Raw genomic sequence first — 22,549 nt, 5'->3', positions numbered from 1 at the left:
TTAGTCCGCCAGAAATAGCGGGCCCATAGGCGGTTTTGGCAGGTCGAACCGCTCTGGGTAATCTACTGCAACCAGATACAGTCCTTCCGCTTTCGCCGTTGCCGCTGCCAGCGTTCTGTCCTTCGCCGCTAACAGTTCTGCTATCCAGCTCTCCGGCTGGTTGTTGGCGCCAACTTCCATCAGGCTGCCGACAATATTCCTGACCATATGATGTACAAAGGCATTCGCTTTAATATCCACCACCACATATGCACCGAAACGTTCGACGTTAATGTGCATCACGTTTCGCCACGGCGTGCGCGACTGACACTGCACCGCCCGAAACGAGGTAAAATCATTTTCGCCAATCAGACACTGGGCCGCACGATGCATACGCTCAGCGTCCAGCGGTTCATAGTAATGGGTTACCCCTTTACCCAAAACTGCAGGGCGCAACCGATGATTGTAGATGATGTAGCGATAACGGCGAGCCGTGGCGCTAAATCGGGCATGAAAATCATCGGGTACAGCTTTAACCCAGCGCACAGCGATGTCACCAGGCAAATTCGCATTTACCCCCAGTGTCCAGGCCGCATCTTTACGCTGGGCGGTGGTTTCAAAATGAACGACCTGCCCAGTGCCATGAACGCCCGCATCCGTGCGTCCTGCACAAAAAACATTGATGCGTTCATTCGCCACCTGAGAGAGCGCTTTTTCCAGTTTTTCCTGAACGCTACGTACTTCGTTCTGGCGCTGCCAGCCATAATATTTGCTGCCGTCATACTCAATGCCCAGCGCAATTTTATGGGTTGACGGCTGTTGCTGGTCAGACATTAGTACAGGTACTCCTGCACCAGTTTTTCCGCAATTTTCACCGCCATCAACGCGCCGCCAAAACGCACGTTGTCTGCCACAGACCAGAACTGAACTTGCTCCGGCATACCGTAATCGTTATGCACACAGCCAATAGAAAGGTGCGGCGTGCCCGATGCATCGCCAACCTGGGTCGGGAAATCGGTTTCTTCCGACAACACCACGTCCTCTGCGCGTGAAAAAGCGTCGCGTGCTTCTTCCGCCGCCAACGGGCGCAGGGCCTCAAAGTTCACCATCTGTGCGTGACCATAAAATACCGGGGACTGCACAATGCTGGCGGAGATGAGCAGGCCGTCGTCCTGCATAATTTTGCGCACTTCATCGACGATACGACGCTCTTCACGCACGCTACCTTCGCGATCGGGCAGCAACGGCAGCATGTTGAATGCCAACTGGCGGCCAAAGAAATCATCTTCGTCAATCGGGATGCCGTTAAGCAGTTTTGCACTCTGTCCGGCCAGCGCATCCACCGCTTTTTTGCCATGAGCGGAAGCTGAAATAATATTGGTCACGGTAATACGCGAAAGCCCACCGTCATCAATCAATGGTTTCAACGCAGACAGCAGTTGGCTGGTCAGGCTGTTAGGCACCGCAATCACATTGCGGTTACGGTAATCCGCCAGCACGAACGGGTTAACGTCCGGAACCACCAGCGGAACGTCAGGCTCGAGCGCGAACAGACCGCTGCTGTCAATCACCAGACAACCCGCATTAGTGGCTTCTTCTACCCATGCGGCGGTGGCTTCAGCGCCCGCAACAAAAAATGCCAACTGTGCCTGCGTCCAGTCAAAGTCTGCAACGTCCTGCACTATGACCGATTTACCGTTAAAACGCAGATGCTCACCGGCGCTTTCATTACGCGCCAGCGCATAAATTTCACCGACCGGGAACTGGCGTTCAGCCAGCGTATCGAGCAGGGCTTCGCCTACGGCGCCCGTTGCGCCCAGAATGGCAATATTCCAGCCTTCAGACATGGTGATTTACTCCAAGAAATACGTAAGCGTCCCTGTCGCATTATTCGACAGGGAGCATTAAGAAGACATTAATGTGCCGGATGATGAACAGCGTTAAAACCCAGCTTACACAATAAGGCAGCAGCCGTTGCGTCGTCACACATCACATATAAAGACGACCATTCACGACGCTCAAGGTAATTTTTACGCAGTTTATCAAACTCACCCGGAATTCCAGCGACTTTACGCAACGGCGCATCATCGCGGCGCACATCATACACTAAATGCACGAGCCTTTTCAGCGTTGGCTGATCTAACGGGCCATGCAGGGTAATACGACCAAATTCCGGCGCGGGTAACAGGGTACTCAGCGCAACGTGCTGCTCGTGACCAATAAACTTACTATAGGCCTCAAAGACCTGCGTGGTGCCACGCGCTTTTCCTTCGAGGGTATACCCGGCAATGTGCGCCGTGCCGATATCAGCTTTCTCCAGCAATGCCACATTGAGATCCGGCTCTCCTTCCCAGACATCCAGCACAACGCTCAGCGACTGACCGGCATTCAATCGGTTCAGCAATGCCGTATTGTCGATGACCGGCCCACGGCAGGCGTTGATCAGAATAGTGCCCGGCTTCAACCGGCTAATCAGCGCGTCATCCGCCATATGCAGCGTTTTGTACGGCCCGTCTTTAAACAGCGGGGTATGGAAAGTCAGCACATCGGCTTGCTCAACCAGTTCATCCAGCGAGCAGAAATTGCCTTCGTCACCGCGATCGGCTCGCGGTGGATCGCACAGCAGCGTGCGGATCCCCAACGCTTCCAGACGCGCCTGCAAACGCCCGCCCACGTTCCCCACACCCACAATGCCTACGGTGCGATCGCGTAACGCAAACCCGTCGCGCTCCGCCAGCATCAGCAATGCTGAAAAAACATATTCTACGACCGCTATTGCGTTACAACCGGGTGCGGCGGAAAAACCGATCCCCGCCTGAGCAAGCCAGGCGTCATCCACATGGTCTGTGCCAGCGGTTGCCGTCCCGACGAATTTAACCGGTTTTCCGCCAAGCAGTGATTCATTTACTTTCGTCACCGAGCGCACCATTAAAGCATCCGCATCATCCAGTTCAGCTACGGGAATCGGACGGCCGGGAACCGCTTTGACCTCCCCCAAACGACTGAACAGTTCGCGGGCATAGGGCATATTTTCATCAACGAGGATTTTCACGTCTTTCGCACCTGTTTGAGAACGAGAGTTAACCGGGCAAGTGTGCCATAATCTCGCCGCCAGGCATACTGCGAGACCTGGTCAGCACAGATTTAAGGAACAGAGATGATGCAGCCCATTTCAGGTACGCCCGCACGCCCTCCCGGTGAAGGCCAAAATGCCCCTTCCGCTGCGGGTGAACAACCGTTATCCACGCAACAACGTACTGTGCTGGAACGGCTAATTACCCGTTTGATTTCACTCACCCAGCAGCAAAGTGCTGAAGTGTGGGCCGGAATGAAGCACGATCTGGGCGTCAAAAGTGATACGCCGCTGCAGTCACGTCACTTTCCAGCCGCTGAGCAAAACCTTAACCAACGACTGGGGGTTGCTCAGCAAAATCATGTTAATCGTCAGGTGCTTTCGCAGCTCACTGAATTACTGAGCCAGGGAAATAATCGCCAGGCGGTGAGTGATTTTATCCGTCAGCAGTATGGGCAAACGGCGCTCAGCCAGCTCACGCCTGAGCAGTTAAAGAACGTGCTCACGCTGCTGCAACAGGGGCAGCTGTCGATACCGCAGCCGCAGCAGCGCCCGGCCACCGATCGTCCATTGCTCCCCGCAGAGCACAATACTCTGAACCAGTTAGTTACCAAACTGGCGGCGGCCACGGGAGAATCCGGGAAGATGATCTGGCAGTCGATGCTGGAGTTGTCTGGCGTAAAAAGCGGTGAGCTGATCCCTGCCAAACAGTTTACGCACCTGGTCACCTGGCTGCAGGCGCGCCAGACGCTCAGCCTGCAAAGCGCCCCGACGCTACAAACGCTCCAGGCGGCGCTGAAGCTGCCATTAGAGCCGAATGAGCTGACAGCAATAAAAGAGTACGCACAGCAAACGTATCAGATCCAACCACAATCGATTCTGACCACGGTGCAGGTGCAGGACTTGCTCAATCAAATTTTCCTGCGTCGCGTGGAACGAGAACGCGAGCTCAGCGATCCGCGTCATCTGCAGCCCATTTACAGCCCGTTCGCGCCGATGATTGAAACGGTTAAATCTCTGTCGGCACGACCGGGACTGCTGTTTGTTGCGTTGATAATTGCGTTAGCCATTTTCTGGCTGGTCGCTTAACCTTTTCGCAGCGTAAGTAACGTCACGATAATCCCCACCACGGCGGATATCGCCCCGGCAAGGAACACTGAAGGATAACCGTACGCAGTGGCCAGCACCCCGGCGACCGGACCGCTTATACCGTAGGAGATATCCTGAAACGCGGCGTAACCGCCCAGCGCCGTCCCACGAACCTGCGCGGGCACTCGCTTCACTACCTCGACACCCAAGGCCGGGAAGATAAGCGAACACCCGGCCCCGGTTAATGCCGCTCCGAGCAGCGCAATCCAGGCTGAGGGGGCCTGCCACAGCAGAATCAGCCCCGCAGTTTCCACCAGCAAAGAGACAACGGCAACCTTCACGCCGCCGAACCGGTCCGGCATCCAGCCAAACAGAATACGCATCAGCACAAATGCCCCACCAAACGCAGTCAGGGTGAACCCCGCCATCGTCCAGCCGTTGCTGACAAAATAGAGCGAAATAAAGGTACCGATCACCGCAAAGCCAACACCCTGCAGCGCCAGGCCCAGGCCCGGTTTCCAGATAAGCCCTACCACGCTCCATAACGAAGGACGTTCTCCTGCATGCGCAGGCACTTTGCGCACGGTGCCGTTGAATGCCCATGCCAGCAGCGGTAATACCATTGTGGTTCCCGCCAGCGCCGCGAAGCCAAAGTGGCTGTGGATCAACAGGCCTAACGGTGCACCGGCGGCCAGCGCGCCGTAAATCGCCATTCCGTTCCACGACATCACTTTACCGGAGCGTGTTGGGCCGACCAGCCCAAGTCCCCAGGTCAGCGTTCCGGTGAGCAGTTGGCTTTCGCCAAAGCCGAGGATCAAACGTCCGACGATTAATAACGCAAATTTTACGGGGACAGAGACAGGCAATAGCGCGGCTAAAAGCCACGCCGCGCCCGCCAGCCCACAGGCAAACATTCCCTGTAGCGCCGAACGTTTAGCGCCATATTGATCGGCTAAGCGCCCGGCGTAGCCGCGCGTTAATACCGTTGCCAGAAACTGTACGCCTACGGCGATACCGACCATGGTATTGCCATAGCCCAGTTCCTGGTGCACAAACAGAGGAATGACGGGCAAAGGTAGACCGACCGTCATATAGGTCAGGAAAACCGCAAAAGCGATACGAAACAGCGAAAAATTCGCCGAAGGTGTTTTTTCTTGTTGGGTTACAGCTGTCATGCGTTACTCCAAAATGCAGAGTAAGGCGAGGAATGTCCACGCCCCCTCTACCTGACTATCAGGATTAAGGTGCGTTGGATAACGTTAAACGCTTACGCATTATCAAGAGGATAATGTTGAAGCTGGAGTCTGCCTGCGAGTGACCCTGGCTGTCAACTGTGAAAGCATAGCTGTGCGTTTCAAAGCGGTGACTTCTCAACGAACAAAAAGGGAAATACCGCATCAATGCCTTTCGCTCTGAACCGCCCGGTTACCTGTTCACGCTGCTGCGGCGTCAGGAGCCGGAACATCATATCCCAAATCTCTTTGGGCTCAGCTTCCTGCACAATGTTGCGTTCTGGCACTACTGTTTTCTCATTTTCATTCAGATACGAACGAACATACAGTGGGAACACAGAAATATGGAATTCCTCGGCCTTAGATTTCGCACGCTTGCGCTTAACGCCCTCCTTCCCTTCACTGTAGGTATTTAAGCGCAGGCGTACAGCGGGTGCGCTTCCAGGAAACCCCGGTAATTCAAGACACTCCTTTACCGTGAACCACTCTTTTACCATCAGTTTCTTTCCTTTCTGCTGATGAAATAAAAATAATTTTTCTTTTTCGCGAAATTTCAAATTAATTCTGGCAATATTCCTACGATAAAAAAGAAAGTAACGTTCTTTTTTCTTTCTAATTTATACCCTGAAAAATATCGGTGCCGATAACACATCTTCTTAGGATTACAGAATGGAACACAAAAGCCAAGACTGGCATCGTGCAGATATTAAAAGTGCACTGGAAAAAAGAGGCATTACGCTCAGAGAATTATCACGTTCGGCAGGCTTGTCTCCTGATTCGCTACGAAATGTATTTACCCGCAATTGGCCTCGAGCAGAACAGATCATCGCACAGGCGCTGGAAACCACGCCGGACGTAATTTGGCCGTCACGCTATCTCTCGAAATTAGCAAAAAAAACCGTTACAAAGAATAATCATCAATTATAAACATATAATACATGATTCACTAAACGGATTAATTAATACGTCAGTTAAATATATTCCTGATATTAATAGCACTATCGGCCATTCTCGTCAGATTAAATCCTGTTAAAGCAATACGCGAACCTATTACATATTTTTTTAACAGGGGTCATGATGAGCTGGAATAAAACAGCAGCAACAAATTATGCGAAATCACATGCAGGCGTGCATTCTCAGAATGCGCTGTGCAGAATTTACCCGCAAAGCCATTCAGGCAGGAGGTATTTCTCTTGGAAATACCTACCATGCTAAAGATTATGGACCGCTGTTAAAAAACGCAGGATTCAGTCCTATCGGCACATTTGAACAGCCCAGAGCAGGTGATGTCGTCGTCATTCAACCTTATGAGGGAGGAAACCCAAGCGGTCATATGGCGATATTTGACGGTCAGGAGTGGTACTCCGATTTTAGACAACGTGATATGTGGGCGGGGCCTGGCTATCGGGCGGCAAAACCGTCATACACTATTTACAGGAAACAATAATGAAAGCGCTCTCGTTGATTGCTCTGGTTTTGTTACTTTGTGGTTGTTCTTCACCTCGCAGTGACAGCACACAAGATGTAAAGCAGTTCTATCTCGCGTGGATGAACAACTTTACCCAAGATCTGGATACTTCTCATGACACATCCACATTATTGCAACGCTATGTGGCGAAAGACGTTATTAATCGTCTGGCGCTGATTGATAGTCTTTATGAGCAGGAAATACTGGATTCTGACTACTTTATGTACGTGCAGGATTACGACCCTGAATGGATCCCGCTGTTACGGGTTGGACCAGCTCACCCCTTTCTCGGCGGCGAAAAAGTGGAAGTCCAATTAGGTGGGCCGACAGGTGAAGCCCCCATACTGCTGGAAGTGTATACGCGTTGGGAAGAGGGTCGCTGGAAAATATATCGCGTAACGGATCTGGGCAATCATTTTGAACAGCCAATCTACAGCACCGGTGACATCGCGCAAGCCCAAGCATGGTCTGCAGAGATCGCACCGGAGTATGAAAAGATGAATAAGTAAAAAAGGGAGCCTCACGGCTCCCCTTTGCATCTCATTTTGCAGACTTACGCTTACAGCTTACGCATGACCAGCGTTGCGTTGGTGCCGCCAAAGCCGAAGCTGTTGGACATCACGGTGGTCAGCGCCTGCTCGGTCGGTTTAGTCACGATGTTCAGACCAGCCGCCTGCTCATCCAGCTCTTCAATGTTGATGCTTGGCGCGATAAAGCCGTGTTCCAGCATCAGCAGAGAGTAGATGGCTTCCTGTACGCCAGCTGCGCCCAGTGAGTGACCGGTCATGGCTTTAGTCGCGGAGATTGCCGGGCTATTGTCGCCAAATACTTCACGAATTGCGCCCAACTCTTTCACGTCGCCTACCGGGGTAGAGGTACCGTGAGAGTTCAGGTAGTCGATCGGCGTGTCTACGCCGTGCATCGCCATCTGCATGCAACGTACTGCGCCTTCGCCAGACGGAGCAACCATGTCTGCGCCATCGGATGTTGCGCCGTAACCGACGATTTCCGCGTAGATATGCGCGCCACGTGCCAGTGCGTGTTCCAGCTCTTCAACCACAACCATACCGCCGCCGCCAGCAATAACGAAACCGTCACGGTGTGCATCATAGGTACGGGAAGCTTTGGATGGATCGTCGTTGTATTTAGTGGACAACGCACCCATAGCGTCGAATTCACACGCCATTTCCCAGCACAGCTCTTCGCCGCCGCCAGCAAAAACGATGTCCTGTTTGCCCAGCTGAATTTGTTCTACCGCGTTACCGATACAGTGCGCAGATGTCGCACAGGCAGAGCTGATAGAGTAGTTTACGCCGTGGATTTTGAACGGCGTTGCGAGGCAGGCAGAAACGCCGGACGCCATCGCTTTGGTGACCACATACGGGCCAACCGCTTTCAGACCACGCGGGCTACGCATTGCGTCAGCACCGAACACCTGAAAACGCGGGGAGCCGCCGCCGGAACCTGCAATCAGGCCAACGCGCGGGTTGTTCTGGTAATCTTCTGCTGCAAGGCCGGCATCAGCCACTGCCTGTTCCATAGAAAGGAATGCATAGATGGATGCGTCGCTCATAAAGCGCACTACTTTGCGGTCAATGAGGCCAGTGGTATCCAGTTTTACGTTGCCCCAAACGTGGCTACGCATGCCGGAGTCCTTCAGCTCCTGAGAGAAAGTGATCCCTGAACGTCCTTCACGCAGAGATGCCAGGACTTCCTGCTGGTTATTACCGATGCTGGAAACGATGCCCAAGCCAGTAATCACTGCACGTTTCATTCAATACCTCTGTAAGTCGCACTATTTTAAAGTTTCGAGTGGCACAATAGCGTACACTTGTACGCCGAACAAGTCCGATCAGCCATTTAGTGTGGAAATTTGCGCAGCCAGGCACTCATCGCTAAGATCGGGGCACAGCCTGCCAGACGAGTAACTTACGTGAAACAATACGCTATACAACCTGCAAACCTTGAATTCAACGCTGAGGGTACACCTGTTTCCCGAGATTTTGACGATGTCTATTTTTCTAATGATAACGGGCTGGAAGAGACACGTTACGTCTTTCTCGGCGGGAATCATCTCGCCCAGCGATTCCCTGCGCATTCACGCCCCCACTTCGTGGTAGCGGAAAGCGGGTTTGGCACCGGACTTAACTTCCTCACACTCTGGCAGGCATTTGCCGATTTTTGCGATACCCATCCTGACGCTACCCTGGAAAGATTACATTTCATCAGTTTTGAAAAATTTCCGCTGACGCGAGATGATCTGACATTAGCGCATCAGCACTGGCCGGAACTTGCCCCGTGGGCCAAGGCTCTGCAAGAGCAATGGCCTCTGCCGCTGGCGGGATGTCATCGCCTGCTCCTTGATGATGGACGCGTTACGCTGGATCTGTGGTTTGGCGATATTAACGAACTGACCAGCAAGCTCGATGACTCCCTGAATCAAAAAGTGGACGCCTGGTTTCTGGACGGTTTCGCTCCGGCAAAAAACCCGGATATGTGGACGCCAACGCTGTTTAACGCAATGGCCCGCCTGGCTCGTCCCGGCGGCACGCTGGCGACCTTCACCTCAGCAGGCTTTGTGCGTCGGGGGTTGCAGGAAGCCGGGTTTACGATGCAAAAATGCAAAGGCTTTGGTCGCAAACGCGAAATGCTCTGTGGCGTAATGGAACAGACGCTGACGCTCCCCCCATCGACACCCTGGTTTGCACGTACCGGAACAGATAAACGCGAAGTTGCCATTATTGGTGGAGGGATTGCCAGCGCATTGCTGTCGTTGGCGTTACTGCGCCGCGGCTGGCAGGTCACCCTCTATTGCGCCGACGATAACCCAGCCGGGGGTGCATCCGGCAATCGCCAGGGCGCGCTTTATCCGCTACTCAGCAAGCATGACGCAGCCATTAATCTCTTTTTCCCCACCGCGTTTACCTTCGCTCGTCGGCTGTATGACGCCCTCCCCATTGAGTTTTCGCATGACTGGTGCGGCGTGACGCAACTGGCATGGGATGAGAAAAGCCAGCAAAAAATCGACCAAATGCTGTCCCTTGAACTGCCTGATGCGCTCGCCGTCAGCGTTGACGCAGAGCAGGTTTTACAAACAACCGGCGTAGAAACCGGATGCGGTGGGATTCAGTACCCTGCCGGAGGGTGGCTGTGTCCGGCACAGTTAACCTCCGCCTTATTCGACTATGCCGCAACGCAGGGATTACGCACCCGGTATCAACATACGCTGGCCTCGCTGTCTCGGCAGACAGAAAGCTGGCAATTGACGTTTGCCAGTGGGGAAACCGCCACTCACGCAGCTGTTGTTTTGGCTAACGGGCATCGCATTAACGGCGTTGAGCAAACGCAGTCGCTACCGGTGTACTCCGTAGGCGGTCAGGTGAGTCATATTCCTACTACGCCTTCGCTTTCAGCGCTGCACCAGGTGCTGTGCTATGACGGCTACCTCACGCCGCACAACCCGCAAAACCAGCAGCACTGCATTGGCGCCAGCTATCATCGCGGAAGTGAAGAAACGGTGTATCGTGCTGACGATCAGCAGCAAAACCGTCAGCGCTTAATAGATTGTTTCCCGAATGCCGCGTGGGCAAAAGAAGTAGACGTTAGTGGCAATGCCGCCCGTTGTGGAGTGCGCTGCGCCACCCGCGATCACATGCCTATGGTCGGCAATGTCGCGGATTATGACGCCACGCTCAGCCAGTATGCCACTCTTGCCGAAGACAAAGAGCACACCGTAAACGCCCCGGTGTATTCCAATTTATTTATGTTGGGTGCGCTGGGCTCGCGCGGGCTGTGTACTGCCCCGCTGTGTGCAGAAATTCTGGCATCGCAAATGAGCGATGAACCAATTCCCATGGATGCCAATACGCTGGCGGCGCTGAATCCGAATCGTTTGTGGGTAAGGAAGTTACTGAAGGGTAAAGCGGTGAAATAGGATTCCATCCCACCATTGCCTGATGGCGCTACGCTTATCAGGCCTACCTCCTCCCGTCCACGTAGGCCGGATAAGACGCCTTCGCGTCGCCATCCGGCACAATCCGCTGCAATTATTGTTTTGTTGCCTTCTGGAACAGTGTGTCCCACATCTCTTTCACTAACGCCTGGTCACGCGGCGAGAGTTCGCCTGCGCTGATGGCTTTTTCCAGGCTGCTGGTCACATTGGCGTACAATGCCTCAGCGGAATGGTCCTCGCCAGTATCCAGCTCTGCCACAGCCAGCGTCAGGTGCCCACGCAAATAGCCACTGGCAAATAACTCATCATCGCTGGCGTGCTCTACCATATCGTCGATTAATGCCAGAATGCGTGATTCAAACTCCGCGATCATCTTCTTTCCTCATTGTAAACGTGGCAGCGGCTTCAGTTGAGCGCTTCAGGCCACGGGAATTGTTCCGCCGTAAGTTCAGGCGTGTGATAATAATTCTGTAACGCGTTAATGAAACGCGCCGGACGTTCAGGGATCCCCTTTTCCAGGTACTCCATCACCTGAGCATGAACACGGCGCTGGAATACCACGCGATCCGGTTCAAAGTCCCCTTCCAGATTGTCGCAACTGACGTTAAACGGGTAGCCCGCCGCCATGCAAAACAACCAGTCAAACGCCTGCGGCTTCACTTCCACATCTTCAAACTGGCATTGTGTTTTGGCATCGCGTCCGTCCGGGCAGTACCAGTAACCAAAATCGACCAGCTCACGACGGGCTTTACCGGCGATGCACCAGTGTGAAATTTCGTGTAATGCACTGGCGTAATAACCATGCGCAAAAACGATACGGTGATACGGCAATTCCGCATCCGCAGGAAGATAGATCGGTTCGTCGTCGCCTTTAATCAGACGGGTATTAAATTCATCGGCAAAGCAGCCGTTAAAAATCTCAATTAACTGTTCGTAGTGATGCGTATTATTCATTAGTTCATCCCCAGCCAGTGGAGAATCTCCTGTCCATGATTATCATAAAGTAGCTTGGCGCTCATCACGGCGGAGACAATAACGATCATTGGCCGAATGAGTTTTTGTCCTTTGCTGAGCACCAGTCGTGAGCCCATCCGTGCGCCAATAAACTGGCCAATGAGCATCACAAATCCGGTCGCCCAAATCACTTTGCCGCCGAGGGCAAACAGCAACAACCCACCGATATTCGATGTGGCATTTAATACTTTGGCGTGGGCCGTCGATTTCGCCAGGTTGTATCCGCACAGCATGACAAAGGCCAGCGCGTAAAACGATCCCGCCGCCGGACCAAAAAAGCCATCGTAAAAGCCGACGCATCCCCCGGCCACCAGCGCAAAAGGCAACCCATGAAGTCGACGCTGTCGGTCTTCTTCCCCGATTTTCGGCATCAACAGGAAGTAAAGGCCAATACAGATAACCAAAACCGGCAGGATCTGGCGCAGAACATCTGACTGCACGTGCTGAACCAACAGCGCGCCGCTCATTGAGCCGATAAAGGTCATGAAGATATTGAGCTTCTGATCCGCCAGATTAACCACACCACGACGAATAAAATAGAGGGAGGAAGAGATAGATCCCCCGCAGGCCTGCAGCTTATTGGTCGCCAGCGCTTGCGCAGGTGGCATCCCGGCCGCCATCAATGCCGGAATGGTGAGTAAACCACCGCCTCCGGCCAGAGAATCAATAAAACCTGCCAGCATCGCCACAAAAAAAAGCACACCTAACAGCAGTGGCGACACCATAAACAGAGAGGCAAAATGATCCATTAGAGTACATGCTCGTCCAGTAGCGCCTGGCAGGAAGGCGGCAACGGCGGCGGTGTCTTCTTCTCAGGCTTGGTGGTTCCAGGTTTTGGAGGTTCGAACCAGCTTTGCAGCTCTGCGCCACAGCCGTCACCCGGTGGCGGTAACGGTTGATCTTCGCACTCAAGGCTGTCCGCAGGGCAACGTAACCGCACGTGCATATGCGCACGATGCTGGAACCACGGCCGCACTTTACGCAACCAGTCCCTGTCGGTCCCTGCATCCAGACAAAGTTGTTGCTTAATCGCCGGATTCACGAAAATACGCGTTACTTCATTATCTTTTGCAGCCAGCCTGATCAGGCTGAAAATCTCCGGTTTCCACAGTGACGTCACAACACGCTTGCCGTCCTGTGAGACCAGATCTAACGCCTGCGGCCGCAGCAGTTGCGACTGAGTCCAGCGCGTTTTCGGCAGTTGCAGGAAAATATCCACATCCAGCCCCGTCTGGTGGCTGGCGTGACCGCCATTGAATCGCCCACCGGCCGGCATACCCATATCGCCGATTAACACCGTGCCCAGCCCCTGACTATTGGCCTGATTACTCAGACGCTGGATAAACCTCACCAGGTCCGGATGGCCAAAGTAACGACGCTGATCGGTGCGCATCACCTGATAATGTTCTGACTGGACAGGCAGCGTATCTGCGCCAACGATACAGCCATTGGAAAACGCGCCGATAGACTGCGCGCTGCCCGCAACCGGATGGGTAATTTTCTGCCAGGGCGTTGCCGCCAGACAGGCGGTACTGGCAAACAGAGCCAGCGCCGCAAGTGCCGTTTTTTTCATCTCTTACCAGCGTGGAATATCGGTCTTCACGTCCGCATTTTGCGCCCGCTGACGCAGCAGGTGATCCATCAATACGATCGCCAGCATCGCCTCGGCGATCGGTACGGCGCGGATCCCAACGCACGGATCGTGACGACCCTTAGTGATCATTTCGACTTCTTCACCAAAGCGGTTAATAGTGCGCCCAGGAACGGTAATACTGGACGTCGGTTTCAGCGCCATATGAGCAATGATTTGTTGCCCGCTGCTGATCCCACCCAGAATGCCGCCCGCATGGTTACTCTGGAAACCTTCTTTGGTGATTTCATCTCGGTTCTGGCTGCCGCGCAGCGCAACAACGTCAAATCCGTCGCCAATCTCAACGCCCTTAACGGCGTTAATGCTCATCAGCGCATGGGCGATGTCGGCATCCAGGCGGTCGAATACAGGTTCGCCGAGACCCGCAGGTACGCCGCGTGCAACAACGGTCACCTTAGCTCCGATGGAGTCACCTTCTTTCTTCAGCCCGCGCATCAGTTCATCCAGCGCGTCGAGTTTATCCGGGTCCGGACAAAAGAACGGGTTAAGTTCCACCTGGGACCAGTCTTTGATCTCCAGCGGAATATCACCCATCTGCGTCAGGCAGCCGCGAATCTCAACGCCGAATTTTTCCGCCAGATATTTTTTGGCAATCGCTCCGGCCGCCACGCGCATCGCTGTTTCACGTGCGGAAGAACGTCCGCCGCCACGGTAGTCGCGCAGGCCATATTTTTGCTCATAGGTATAGTCGGCGTGCCCTGGACGAAAAACGTCCTTAATCGCGCCGTAATCCTGTGAACGCTGATCGGTATTTTCGATCAGCAGGCCAATGCTGGTGCCAGTGGTAACGCCCTCGAACACCCCGGAGAGGATTTTCACCTGATCCGGCTCACGACGCTGCGTAGTGTAGCGCGATGTGCCTGGACGGCGTCTGTCGAGATCGTGCTGCAGGTCAGCTTCTGTCAGAGAAATGCCCGGCGGAACACCATCGACAATACAACCGAGCGCCAGCCCGTGTGATTCGCCGAAAGTGGTTACGCGAAAGAGTTGCCCAATTGTGTTTCCTGCCATCACGGCTCCGTTATGAGTGTTGTGTATGTGCGCGTGTAATTAGTCTTTATAAATGCTGAAGTGCTCACGAGCAGCAACTAACTGCTCTTTGGTCAGCATGAATACGCCGTCACCGCCGTTGTCGAACTCCAGCCAGGTGAACGGTACATCCGGATACTGCTCCATCAGATGTACCATGCTGTTTCCGACTTCACAAATCAGAATACCGTTATCTGACAGGTAGTCTGGGGCGTTCCCCAGAATGCGGCGGGTAAGTTTCAGCCCATCGGTGCCGGACGCCAGACCCAGCTCAGGTTCGTGACGATATTCGTTTGGCAGATCGGACATATCTTCCGCATCGACATACGGCGGGTTGGTCACAATCAGGTCATACTGGACTTTCAGCAGATCGCGGAACAGATCGGAACGGATCGGCGTGACGTGATGGATCAGACCGTGTTCTTCAATATTGTGTTCGGTCACCGCCAGCGCGTCAGTGGAAATATCTACTGCATCCACTTCGGCTTCCGGGAAGGCATAGGCGCAGGCAATGGCGATACAGCCGCTGCCGGTACACATATCGAGGATATGCTGCGGCTGCTCATTGATAAGGCCCGCAAAGCGGTTATTGATAAGCTCGCCAATCGGTGAACGCGGAACCAGCACGCGTTCATCAACATAGAACTCATGCCCGCAGAACCAGGCCTTGTTGGTCAGATAAGCAACCGGAATGCGCTCGTTGACGCGGCGAATCACGCGTTCAACAATACGATGACGCTCGCTGGATGTCAGACGTGCGGTACGCATATCTTCTGGAATATCCAGCGGCAAATAAAGTGACGGCAGCACCAGTTGTACAGCCTCGTCCCATGGGTTATCCGTGCCATGGCCATACCAGATGTTCGCCGCGCTAAAACGGCTGACCGCCCAACGCAACATGTCCTGAATGGTATGCAGTTCACTCACTGCTTCATCGACGAAAATTTTATCCACGTATTCCTCCAGGGCATGCTCGTATTAATTTCGGCGGCTAGTTTGCCACGAAGACGGCGATAAATCAGCATTCACACGGGGCCTGAGCGCGAAAATTGCGTTTTAAGCGATCGGATGCCCGCCGAGTCGGGTTAAACTAACGGAAAATAAAAGTTGAGACTCTCGAATGAAAAAGAAAACATCGCTCAGCGAGGAGGATCAGACGCTGTTTCGCCAGCTGATGATCGGCACGCGTAAAATTAAACAGGACACCATTGTTCACCGACCTCCACGTAAAAAAATTGCCGAGGTTCCGGTTAAAAGACTGCTACAGGAGCAGGCTGATGCCAGCCACTATTTCTCGGATGAGTTTCAGCCGCTGCTGAATACGGACGGCCCGGTAAGATACCTGCGTGCCGACGTCAGCCATTTCGAACTGAAGAAAATGCGCCGTGGCGATTACTCTCCGGAGCTGTTTCTCGATCTGCATGGCCTGACTCAGCAGCAGGCCAAACAAGAGTTAGGTGCGCTGATTGCCGCCTGTCGTCGTGAGCATGTATTTTGCGCCTGCGTGATGCATGGTCACGGGAAGCATATTCTTAAGCAACAAACGCCGCTCTGGTTGGCCCAGCATCCACACGTGATGGCCTTTCATCAGGCGCCGAAAGAATACGGCGGCGACGCCGCGTTGCTGGTGCTGATTGAAGTGGAAGAGTGGCTACCGCCCGAACTTCCGTGATGCAGAAAAACAAAAAGAGCCGCATTTGCGGCTCTTTAATTTTCCGGGTGGCGGCTGCGCCTTATCCGGCCTGTTTAAATCGCTTTTGCCATTTTCAGGTTACACGGGCTCATCTGCCAGTTAAAAGTACCCTTCCCGCTCTCATCAAGCGTAACGCTGGCAATCGCTGATGTGGTAAACATCGGCGGTGTTTCACCAGGGCAAAGCTCAGACACCAGATATCCCACTAAAGGCAAGTGAGAGATAACCAGTGCCGTGGCGATACCTTCATTGGCCAGAGCCTGTAAATAGGCACTGACCAGACCGACATCGCCGCAGGGAGTCAACTCCGGCAAAACATCCACGCCGGTTGGCAGGTTCATACATTCCCCCACCACATCCAGCGTTTGTTCGGCTCGTAGGAACGGGCTCACCAGAACACGTTCGATATCCACTTTTTGACCTTTCAGCCAGTTCGCCATCAGGCGAGATTCGTCACAACCACAGGAGGTTAAGGGACGAACCGAATCACTGGCGGCATCGAGGGCCGCGTCGCCGTGACGCATGATAAAAACTTGCATATTGCACCGCTTTTGTTAACCAGAATCACCACTACCTATACTCACAGCCCCTATTGGCTGTGGTAACGATATGGTGGCCGGCATTGTGCCTTATCCATTCACCGAATGAAACGCTGTTTTTTACCTCAACGGCGTAAGTATAGTCAATCTCTGTTTACATTTTGAGCGCGACCCATACATTCAGTGCGGATTCATCCTACTTTTGACCTCATGAATTCAGGTCAGTTTCCCCAATATTCCAGAATCTTTCACTGCGTTCCGCCATCTGCAATAACTGCTCACACGGTGTAAACCGCGAGCCGTACTGCGTGGTCAGCCGTTGCAGAACCGCAACCACTTCACCCGCGCCGAGAGAATCCATATACCGGAACGGACCGCCGAGGAATGGCGGAAAACCAATACCAAATACAGCGCCAATATCACCATCACGTGCGCTGCGGACTATCTTCTCGTCGAAGCAACGGGCTGCTTCATTGAGCATTAACATGACGCACCGCTCTGCTACCTGCGCGGCGGTAAGTCGGCCCTGACCCTGGACGCCAATAAGCGTATAAATTGCAGGGTCGACCTGTTTTTTGCTTTTACGCCCTTTCACACCATAAAGATAGAAACCCCGACCATTTTTTCTACCTTTGCGATCGTCATTCAATATTGAAGCAACAACATTTGCAGGCGCGCTAAAACGTTCTCCATATGCAGCTTCAAGCACTGGTATAATTTTAGTGCCCGTATCAATTCCGACCTCATCCAAAAGTTGGATTGGCCCAACAGGAAAACCAAACTTAACCAGCGCGGCGTCTATGGTTTCGACCCGCTCGCCTTCGGTCAACATACGAATCGCTTCGTTAATGTAAGGCGCTAAAATACGGTTAACGTAAAAGCCGGCCTTATCTCTGACCACTATCGGCGTTTTGCCCTGTTTTTTCGCTAACTTAACGGTAGTTGCAGTCGTCTGTTCAGAAGTCGTGGCATGTGGGATCACTTCGACCAACGGCATTTTTTCCACCGGACTGAAAAAGTGTAAACCAATCACTTGTTCAGGCCTGGCAGCGTTCGCGGCAATATCGCCAATGGGCAAAGATGAGGTGTTAGAAGCAAAAATGGTATGAGGTGCGCAATTTTGCTCAACTTCTGCCACCATCCGTTGTTTTAGCGACAGATCTTCAAACACGGCTTCAATAATCAAATCGCGATGCGCAAAGCCACGGTAGTCGATCGATCCCGAAATCAGCGCCAGTTGTTTATCGCGTTCACTGGCTTTGATATGGCGGCGGCGAACCTTCGTTTCAAGCTGATCCCAGCTGTACTTCAGCGCGTGGTTGATTCCCTTAGCGTTTATATCTTTGATGCGCACAGGCAAGCCGCCTTTACAGGCCGTCACGTAGGCAATACCACCGCCCATCAGACCGCCCCCCAAAATACCTACACTGTTTAGCGGGCCAGGTTTCGCATCACTTCCGGGATCTTTTTTCACATCGGTGTTGGCAAAAAAGATGTGCCGTAGCGCCTGAGACTGGGATGTCATCGCCAGTTCACCAAACGCGCGGGCCTCTGCGTCGTAACCGCTACTGCTGCCTTGCGCTAGCCCGGTTTCGATGACCTCAAGGATACGTTCTGTTGCAGGGTAGTTACCTTGCGTTTTTTGCGCCGTCTTTTTACTGGCCATGCGGAACAACAGCGCCCGCCCCAGCGGCCCCGCCAACACCCGCTCTCTCACGGGCAGTGTTCGGTGCGCTGAACTGTCCTTTTTAGCCAGTTCAACGGCCGCTTCCAGCAAAATGGAATGCGGTACAACTTCATCCACTAAACCAACTTTCAGCGCCTGTTTTGCGCGTAATTGTTTTCCGGTGAGGATCATATCCAGTGCGGTACTGACGCCAATCAGGCGCGGCAGCCGCTGCGTACCACCGGAACCGGGCAACAAGCCAAGTTGTACTTCCGGTAAACCCAGTACGGTTTTAGCATCATCGGTACAAATACGGTTGTGGCACGCCAGCGCCATCTCCAGGCCACCGCCGAGGCATGCGCCATGAATCGCGGCGATAACCGGGATCGGCAAGGCATTAATTTCCGCCATCATCTGCTGCCCCTGACGGGCCAGCGTTTCGGCTTCCTGCGCGCTGCGACAGCTACCAATCATGTTGATATCCGCCCCGGCAATGAAGTTATCGGGTTTAGCCGAAATAAACACCACACCACGCAATGCTTTGTTATCGCGAATTTGTTTCAGAATAGCCCGTACCTGAGAAGCAAACTCCGCTTTCAGGGTGTTCATTTTCTCTCCGGGCACATCAATGGTGACAACAGCAACGTTATCCAGACGCACGTTTAGTGTAAAAGCCGATGCCATTTCCATTATTCCGCCTCCAGAACCATTGCCGCACCCAGACCACCTGCCGCACAGGCTGTCACTAAACCAAAACCGCCGCCACGACGACGCAGCTCATGGAGGGTTTGGGTGATCATGCGCGCACCAGTAGCGGCGAAGGGGTGTCCATAGGCAATCGATCCGCCCAGCACGTTAAATTTACTGTCATCAACCTCGCCAGTGGCATGCGCCCTGCCCAGCACGTCGCGGGCAAAACGTTCGCTACCCAGCAGCTGAAGATTCGCCAGCGTTTGCGCGGCAAAGGCTTCATGCATATCGATCAGGGTTAAATCTGCCATGGTCAGACCCGCTCTCTCCAGGGCAAGTGGCGTTGACCACGCCGGTCCCAGCAGCATGTCCTGCCAGACATCGATGGCGGTAAAAGCAAAACTACGCAGGTATCCCAGCGGTACCAGTCCCAACTCTTTTGCACGCGACTCCGTCATCATGATCACGGCGGCTGCGCCGTCCGTTAGCGGGGTACTGTTTGCTGCGGTGACGGTGCCGTGCTTGCGGTCAAACGCCGGACGTAGTTTGGCGTAATCCGCCAGCGTAGAGTTACCGCGAATATTGTTATCTTCCGAAAAAGGATCTTTAAACGGCGGCGCGTAGGTAGTCATTACCTCATCTGCCAGCTTTCCTTCAGCCCACGCCTGAGCGGCACGCTGATGAGAGCGGTGCGCCAGGGCATCCTGTTGCTCTCGGGTAATACCATAGGTTTTGGCCATTTGCTCAGCCGTATCCCCCATCCGCAAACCGGTGGAATACTCGGCGACTGCTGGCGGCACAGGCATCAGGTCACGTAAGCGCAATCGGGAAAAGAGTTTAAGGCGTTGACCGGTAGTCCGGGCCTTATTGACATCCACCAGCACCCGCGCCAGCTTTTTACTAACGCCAATAGGCAAGACTGACGAGGAGTCCGCACCACCCGCAATTCCCGCACGAATAGACCCCGCCATCAGGCTTTCCGCGACATTCGCCACTGCCTGGAAGCTGGTAGCACAGGCTCGGCTTACGCTGTAGGCATCCGTGTGCACATTCATGCCAGTTCCCAGCACAATTTCACGAGCAATATTTGGCGCTTCAGGCATTTGCACCACCTGACCAAAAACCAGTTGCTCAATCACATCAGCAGGTATTTCGCTGCGCGCCAGCAGCTCACCGACGACCATTTTTCCTAAATCAACGGCGGGAATGCCATGAAACGCGGTAGCCTGACGAGCAAATGGCGTACGCAATCCACTTACAATGGCAATACGGTCGCCCTGGCGTGTAACCAGCGGTAAAGCCTGACTCATAACACTCCCCTGTAAAAAAATAAAATAAGTGGTCTGACCTGATCATAGTCTTAACCAATTTTTTACATTTAGCCAAGCGGAGAGAAAAGAAAGTGGGAGCTAAGACACAGTGAATAATCACTGACAGTTACGAAAAAGCCCTTGCTATCAGATAGCAAGGGCTTTTGCAGAAGGGGGGAATTAACGCAGGCCCAGTTGGAAAATCAGCGTTTCAGCTTCACAGGCAAAAACAAAGTCGATATCCAGACGCACACCTTCTGACTCTTCAGTAAAGGTAGAGGTGATTTGGCAAGGCTCAGATTCCACGCCACGCGCCTTTTCAGTCAGAGCGGCCAGTGTTTCTTCTGCCTCTGCGCGATTCGCGAACACACGGCTGTAAGACGCGGTGCAGTCGGAGTTGTCCATGATGGTGCCAACATCCATACAGCAGCAAACCGGGGTTTCATCAGCACTGCATTTACTCATTGTAGATTTCCTCTGTATTCGCACCTGAGGTGCCAGATAAACGATAGGGATATTTTACGCTCCCATTATTCGCCTCTCCAGTCGTTAATTGTATGAAATGCGATAAGTGACCGAAATCACACTTAAAAATGATCTAAAACAAAAATCGCCCAAACAGGTGAGTGCGCGCCCCCGCAATTTTGCCAGCTGGATCGCGTTTCTTTGATCAAGTTTGAAAATATTTATAAACATACTTGCAACATTTCAGCTGGTCAGACCTATACTCTCGGCACTGGTCTGATTTCTAAGTCGTACCTCAGACCCTACACTTCGCGCTCCTGTTACGGTATGTAACATTGTTTGTATAAAAATAAATCAATGAGGTTATGGTCATGAGCCAGAAAACCCTGTTTACAAAGTCTGCTCTCGCAGTCGCAGTGGCAATTATCTCCACACAGGCCTGGTCTGCAGGCTTTCAGTTAAACGAATTTTCTTCCTCTGGCCTTGGCCGGGCATATTCGGGTGAAGGCGCAATTGCAGATGATGCAGGTAACGCCAGTCGTAACCCGGCACTGATTATGATGTTCGATCGCCCTACTTTTTCTGCGGGCGCGGTGTATATCGATCCAGACGTTAATATTTCCGGTAATTCGCCATACACCGGACGCAGCACTGATGCGGATAACATCGCGCCTACGGCGTGGGTTCCGAATGCTCACTTCGTGATGCCTATTAACGAACAGTTTGGTTGGGGTGCTTCCGTTACCTCAAACTATGGTCTGGCTACCGAATTTAACGACAGCTACATCGTCGGTGAATACGGCGGTAAGACCGACCTTAAAACGGTCAACCTTAACCTGAGCGGCGCCTACCGTCTGAATGATAGCTGGAGCTTCGGTCTCGGTTTTAACGCCGTTTATGCTGATGCAAAAATTGAGCGTTATTCCGGCGAGCAGACGGCTGCATTACCGAAGGTCAGCAACAAAATTGCCAGCCTGAAAGGGGACGAATGGGGCTACGGTTGGAACGCCGGGATTCTGTACGAACTGGATAAAAATAACCGTTATGGTTTGACGTACCGTTCTGAAGTTAAAATTGATTTTGATGGCGATTATAAGAGTGGCATCCGTACCCAGGCGAACGCTATACCAGGCGCTGGCACTACATTCCCATGGGGAACGACCAATGCCACCGTCCCGGGTTCTCTGACGCTTAACCTGCCTGAAATGTGGGAATTGTCAGGTTATAACCGTATTGCACCACAGTGGGCTATCCACTACAGCATGGCCTATACCAGCTGGAGTCAGTTCCAAGAGCTGAAAGCAACAGGTTCCGATGGACAGACACTGTTCTATAAAGAAGAAGGCTTCAAAGATTCTTACCGCATCGCGCTGGGTACCACTTATTACATGGATAAAAGCTGGACCTTCCGCACCGGTATCGCCTATGACGATAGCCCTGTTCCAGCAAGCAAGCGTTCCATCTCCATTCCGGATCAGGACCGCCTGTGGCTGAGTGCGGGTACAACTTATGCGTTCAATGACGATGCCTCTATCGACGTCGGTGTGTCTTACATGCACGGACAAAAAGTAACAGTGCAAGAAGGCGACTATACTTTCGACTCTGAAGGTAAAGCCTGGCTGTTTGGTACAAACTTCAACTACGCATTCTGATTTTCTTCAGACGTAAAAAAGGTGAGCTTTTTAGCTCACCTTTTTAT

Annotated in this window: 22 protein-coding genes and 1 pseudogene; 7 read left to right on the top strand and 16 right to left on the bottom strand. The window is 53.0% G+C overall.

The features are described from left to right. The 3 genes from truA to pdxB all read right to left on the bottom strand — a co-directional run bounded on the left by truA (position 1) and on the right by pdxB (position 3,031). Positions 1-813, bottom strand: coding sequence for a tRNA pseudouridine(38-40) synthase TruA (gene truA, locus OGY83_RS22855; protein ID WP_123267626.1), 813 nt, complete (start codon positions 811-813; stop codon positions 1-3). Then, entirely contained in the window at positions 813-1,826 is a 1,014-nt protein-coding gene (locus OGY83_RS22850) for an aspartate-semialdehyde dehydrogenase (protein WP_181510610.1), read from the bottom strand. Before OGY83_RS22850 ends, truA begins: the two co-directional genes overlap by 1 nt. A 68-nt stretch (positions 1,827-1,894) precedes the next feature. Further along, positions 1,895-3,031: a 4-phosphoerythronate dehydrogenase PdxB gene (gene pdxB, locus OGY83_RS22845; RefSeq protein ID WP_079939919.1), complete on the bottom strand. Its 1,137-nt coding sequence runs from the start codon at positions 3,029-3,031 to the stop codon at positions 1,895-1,897. Between the two features lie 108 nt (positions 3,032-3,139). Here pdxB and flk point away from each other — a divergent pair, with 108 nt between their 5' ends. Next, positions 3,140-4,141, top strand: coding sequence for a flagella biosynthesis regulator Flk (flk, locus tag OGY83_RS22840; RefSeq protein WP_123267793.1), 1,002 nt, complete (start codon positions 3,140-3,142; stop codon positions 4,139-4,141). On the opposite strand, the gene OGY83_RS22835 is transcribed toward flk, so the two are convergent. Further along, on the bottom strand, positions 4,138-5,316 hold the full coding sequence (locus tag OGY83_RS22835) for an MFS transporter (RefSeq protein WP_003834805.1): 1,179 nt from the start codon (positions 5,314-5,316) through the stop codon (positions 4,138-4,140). The genes flk and OGY83_RS22835 overlap by 4 nt on opposite strands. Positions 5,317-5,495: 179 nt before the next feature. Continuing rightward, positions 5,496-5,870 (bottom strand): hypothetical protein, encoded by a 375-nt coding sequence (locus OGY83_RS22830; protein ID WP_191228779.1) that lies wholly within the window; start codon positions 5,868-5,870, stop codon positions 5,496-5,498. 172 nt (positions 5,871-6,042) lie between these two features. Between OGY83_RS22830 and OGY83_RS22825 the strand changes: the two genes are divergently transcribed. The 3 genes and pseudogenes from OGY83_RS22825 (at position 6,043) to OGY83_RS22815 (ending at position 7,350) form a co-directional block, all read left to right on the top strand. Continuing rightward, the gene (locus OGY83_RS22825; protein WP_286636972.1) at positions 6,043-6,300 is read left to right on the top strand and encodes a helix-turn-helix domain-containing protein; all 258 of its coding nucleotides are present in this window, start codon (positions 6,043-6,045) and stop codon (positions 6,298-6,300) included. 150 nt (positions 6,301-6,450) lie between these two features. Next, positions 6,451-6,820: pseudogene (locus tag OGY83_RS22820) on the top strand (hypothetical protein). Next, positions 6,820-7,350, top strand: a complete 531-nt coding sequence (locus tag OGY83_RS22815; RefSeq protein WP_191214200.1) for a YqhG/Tai3 family protein — start codon at positions 6,820-6,822, stop codon at positions 7,348-7,350. Before OGY83_RS22820 ends, OGY83_RS22815 begins: the two are co-directional and overlap by 1 nt. A gap of 50 nt (positions 7,351-7,400) precedes the next feature. On the opposite strand, the gene fabB is transcribed toward OGY83_RS22815, so the two are convergent. Then, positions 7,401-8,615, bottom strand: coding sequence for a beta-ketoacyl-ACP synthase I (gene fabB / locus OGY83_RS22810; protein ID WP_003834815.1), 1,215 nt, complete (start codon positions 8,613-8,615; stop codon positions 7,401-7,403). Positions 8,616-8,774: 159 nt separating this feature from the next. Between fabB and mnmC the strand changes: the two genes are divergently transcribed. Next, positions 8,775-10,775: a bifunctional tRNA (5-methylaminomethyl-2-thiouridine)(34)-methyltransferase MnmC2/FAD-dependent 5-carboxymethylaminomethyl-2-thiouridine(34) oxidoreductase MnmC1 gene (gene mnmC, locus OGY83_RS22805; RefSeq protein WP_286636971.1), complete on the top strand. Its 2,001-nt coding sequence runs from the start codon at positions 8,775-8,777 to the stop codon at positions 10,773-10,775. A gap of 112 nt (positions 10,776-10,887) precedes the next feature. On the opposite strand, the gene OGY83_RS22800 is transcribed toward mnmC, so the two are convergent. From OGY83_RS22800 to prmB, 6 genes are read right to left on the bottom strand one after another with little or no spacing between them, the layout of a single operon-like run. Continuing rightward, positions 10,888-11,166: a YfcL family protein gene (locus OGY83_RS22800; RefSeq protein WP_191214198.1), complete on the bottom strand. Its 279-nt coding sequence runs from the start codon at positions 11,164-11,166 to the stop codon at positions 10,888-10,890. A gap of 32 nt (positions 11,167-11,198) precedes the next feature. Next, positions 11,199-11,747 carry an elongation factor P hydroxylase gene (locus tag OGY83_RS22795; RefSeq protein WP_003834819.1) on the bottom strand — a complete coding sequence of 183 codons (549 nt, stop codon included), beginning with the start codon at positions 11,745-11,747 and terminating at the stop codon, positions 11,199-11,201. Then, a complete protein-coding gene (locus tag OGY83_RS22790; RefSeq protein ID WP_003834821.1) occupies positions 11,747-12,556 on the bottom strand; it encodes a sulfite exporter TauE/SafE family protein in 810 nt (269 codons plus the stop codon). Before OGY83_RS22790 ends, OGY83_RS22795 begins: the two co-directional genes overlap by 1 nt. Continuing rightward, a complete protein-coding gene (gene mepA, locus OGY83_RS22785; protein ID WP_286636970.1) occupies positions 12,556-13,380 on the bottom strand; it encodes a penicillin-insensitive murein endopeptidase in 825 nt (274 codons plus the stop codon). The genes OGY83_RS22790 and mepA overlap by 1 nt, the downstream gene beginning before the upstream one ends. A gap of 3 nt (positions 13,381-13,383) precedes the next feature. Then, complete coding sequence (gene aroC / locus OGY83_RS22780; protein ID WP_079939928.1) at positions 13,384-14,469, bottom strand: chorismate synthase; 1,086 nt, start codon at positions 14,467-14,469, stop codon at positions 13,384-13,386. Between the two features lie 39 nt (positions 14,470-14,508). Beyond that, entirely contained in the window at positions 14,509-15,441 is a 933-nt protein-coding gene (prmB, locus tag OGY83_RS22775; protein WP_079939929.1) for a 50S ribosomal protein L3 N(5)-glutamine methyltransferase, read from the bottom strand. A gap of 166 nt (positions 15,442-15,607) precedes the next feature. Between prmB and smrB the strand changes: the two genes are divergently transcribed. Next, complete coding sequence (gene smrB, locus OGY83_RS22770) at positions 15,608-16,159, top strand: endonuclease SmrB (protein ID WP_286636969.1); 552 nt, start codon at positions 15,608-15,610, stop codon at positions 16,157-16,159. Positions 16,160-16,233: 74 nt separating this feature from the next. On the opposite strand, the gene sixA is transcribed toward smrB, so the two are convergent. The 4 genes from sixA to OGY83_RS22750 form a co-directional block, all read right to left on the bottom strand. Further along, complete coding sequence (gene sixA / locus OGY83_RS22765; protein ID WP_003028179.1) at positions 16,234-16,719, bottom strand: phosphohistidine phosphatase SixA; 486 nt, start codon at positions 16,717-16,719, stop codon at positions 16,234-16,236. Positions 16,720-16,927: 208 nt separating this feature from the next. Then, a complete protein-coding gene (gene fadJ, locus OGY83_RS22760; RefSeq protein WP_286636968.1) occupies positions 16,928-19,075 on the bottom strand; it encodes a fatty acid oxidation complex subunit alpha FadJ in 2,148 nt (715 codons plus the stop codon). Continuing rightward, positions 19,075-20,385: an acetyl-CoA C-acyltransferase FadI gene (gene fadI / locus OGY83_RS22755; RefSeq protein WP_063940574.1), complete on the bottom strand. Its 1,311-nt coding sequence runs from the start codon at positions 20,383-20,385 to the stop codon at positions 19,075-19,077. Before fadI ends, fadJ begins: the two co-directional genes overlap by 1 nt. Before the next feature lie 180 nt (positions 20,386-20,565). Beyond that, complete coding sequence (locus OGY83_RS22750) at positions 20,566-20,850, bottom strand: YfcZ/YiiS family protein (protein WP_003834838.1); 285 nt, start codon at positions 20,848-20,850, stop codon at positions 20,566-20,568. A gap of 371 nt (positions 20,851-21,221) precedes the next feature. Between OGY83_RS22750 and fadL the strand changes: the two genes are divergently transcribed. Continuing rightward, positions 21,222-22,502 (top strand): long-chain fatty acid transporter FadL, encoded by a 1,281-nt coding sequence (fadL, locus tag OGY83_RS22745; protein ID WP_286636967.1) that lies wholly within the window; start codon positions 21,222-21,224, stop codon positions 22,500-22,502. Positions 22,503-22,549 lie beyond the last annotated feature (47 nt).

It is taken from the genome of Citrobacter sp. Cpo090 (assembly GCF_030332665.1).
GTDB lineage: Bacteria > Pseudomonadota > Gammaproteobacteria > Enterobacterales > Enterobacteriaceae > Citrobacter > Citrobacter portucalensis.
The sequence above is the reverse complement of the archived record's forward strand: the minus strand, read 5'-3'. Positions and strand labels throughout refer to the sequence as shown.